Consider the following 2,239-nt stretch of genomic DNA (forward strand, 5'->3'; position numbering starts at 1 on the left):
AGCGACGGCTTAACCCAGCCCCCTCCGCCCCCTGAAGGGGGAACTAATCATGGAGAAGATAGAAACGAAGACTAAGTTATTGTCTTTAGCTCCGTAGGAGATGCAGGTGGGTAAAAAAAATAATGTATGTTTCTCATCGTCGCGTAGGGACGACAGGTGCTTTTGCAAAACATAATTAAAGTTCAATAGAGATATGTAGTACAAGGGTGCGACGCCACTACAGTTGATCAAAGAAATATAGTCTGGCCCAAAAAAATAAAATTGCTTTAAAAAAAATGAGCGAACAAAGAAAAATAAAAATACTTGCCCCTGCAACCATTGCCAACCTCGTTTGCGGTTTCGATATTTTGGGGCTTGCACTAAATCATCCGCAAGATGAAATGGAACTAACGTTGAGCAATAGCCCGGGTATAAGAATACAACATATTGACGATTATAATTTGCCCACTGAACCTGCAAAAAATGTAGCCGGTGCTGCATTGATTGCTCTGATGGAAGAATACCCTGATAAAAATATTGGTTTTGAGCTAACGATAAATAAAATTATAAAACCCGGTAGTGGACTTGGTTCCAGTGCTGCAAGTTCTGCAGGTGCAGTAGTAGGTGCCAATCATTTACTCAACAATTATTTTAGCAAACACGATCTGGTTCGCTTTGCAATGAATGGAGAAAAAGTTGCCAGCGGAGTAAAGCATGCCGACAATATTACACCTTGCATCTATGGCGGCGTTACATTGATACGGTCTATTTTTCCGTTGGATATTATTCCTTTAGCTGCGCCACTGATGTATGTAACGGTTGTGCATCCGCAGATAGAAGTAAAGACAAGTGATGCCCGGCAAATTTTACGTAAAGAAGTACAATTAAAAGATGCGATAAAACAATGGGGGAATATTGCAGGATTGGTTGCAGGGTTTTTGCAAAACGATTATGAACTCATCAGCCGCAGTTTGGAAGATGTAATTATTGAACCCATCCGCAGTATTTTAATTCCCGGTTTTGATGAAGTGAAAACACAATGCAAAGAAGCCGGAGCTTTAGGCGGTGGCATCAGCGGCAGCGGCCCTTCTGTTTTTATGCTGAGTAAAAAAGAACAGACTGCAAAAAATGTGGAGCAGATAATGAAAAATATTTATGATAAAATAGGAGTGGAATATCATACACATGTAACTACTATTAATAATGATGGAGTGAAAGTGGTGAATGGACAATAGTGAATGGTCAATTGTAAATGGCAGTTTTAAACTTCAACTAATAAACTAATCAACCAGTTAACCAATCAACAATGCAATTTTACAGCTTAAATAAAATATCACCCAATGTAAATTTTAAAGATGCTACTGTAAACGGTCAGGCACCTGATAAAGGATTATACTTTCCTGAAAATATTCCGCAGGTAAAAAAAGAATTAATTGCCAACATAGAAAATATCAGTAACGAAGAAATTGCTTTTGAAGTAATTAAACCTTATGTTGGCAATACAATCAGCGAAGACGATTTATTCAGCATAGTAAAAGAAACAGTAAATTTTCCTATACCCTTAGTAAAAGTTACGGACGATATTTTTTCCTTAGAATTGTATCATGGACCTACACTGGCGTTTAAGGACATTGGAGCAAGATTTATGAGCCGTTGCCTTGGACATTTTGTTAAGGGCAGCGATAAAAAAGTTACGGTATTAGTAGCAACAAGCGGCGATACCGGTGGTGCAGTTGCTAATGGTTTTTATAATGTGCCTGGTGTTGATGTGGTGATTTTATATCCTTCGGGAAAAGTAAGCAGTGTGCAGGAAAAACAATTGACAACGCTTGGCAATAATATTCATGCGCTGGAAGTGGATGGTAATTTTGATGATTGCCAGCAAATGGTAAAAGCTGCTTTTTTGGATGATGAACTGAATAAAAAATTATTTCTCACTTCTGCTAATTCCATCAATGTTGCCAGATGGTTACCCCAACAATTTTATTATTTCTTTGCCTATAAACAATGGGTTTGCTCCCCTTCAGGGGATGGGGGCAATCCGCCAGTAGTTTGTGTACCCAGCGGAAATTTTGGAAATATTTGTGCCGGGCTTTTAGCCAATGCAAGCGGCCTCCCAATAAAACATTTTATTGCAGCCACCAATGCCAATGATGTGGTACCGCAATATTTTGAAACGCAACATTATCAACCTAAAAAAGCGGTTGCCACTATCAGCAATGCCATGGATGTTGGCGATCCCAGTAATTTTGTACGCATT

At 38.9% G+C, this 2,239-nt stretch carries 2 protein-coding genes; both read left to right on the top strand.

Annotated elements, in window-relative coordinates:
- The first annotated feature begins 275 nt into the window (after positions 1-275).
- Positions 276-1,214 (top strand): homoserine kinase, encoded by a 939-nt coding sequence (locus ACY65O_RS10975; protein WP_462220903.1) that lies wholly within the window; start codon positions 276-278, stop codon positions 1,212-1,214.
- Positions 1,215-1,285: 71 nt separating this feature from the next.
- A partial coding sequence (gene thrC, locus ACY65O_RS10980) for a threonine synthase (protein WP_462220904.1) occupies positions 1,286-2,239 on the top strand: 954 nt, incomplete at its 3' end.

It is taken from the genome of Ferruginibacter sp. (genome assembly GCF_031430955.1).
GTDB lineage: Bacteria > Bacteroidota > Bacteroidia > Chitinophagales > Chitinophagaceae > Ferruginibacter.

Excerpts from the sequence above, each read along its gene's own strand:
- ACY65O_RS10975 (WP_462220903.1), top strand. The coding sequence starts at position 276 with ATGAGCGAACAAAGAAAAATAAAAATACTTGCCCCTGCAACCATTGCC.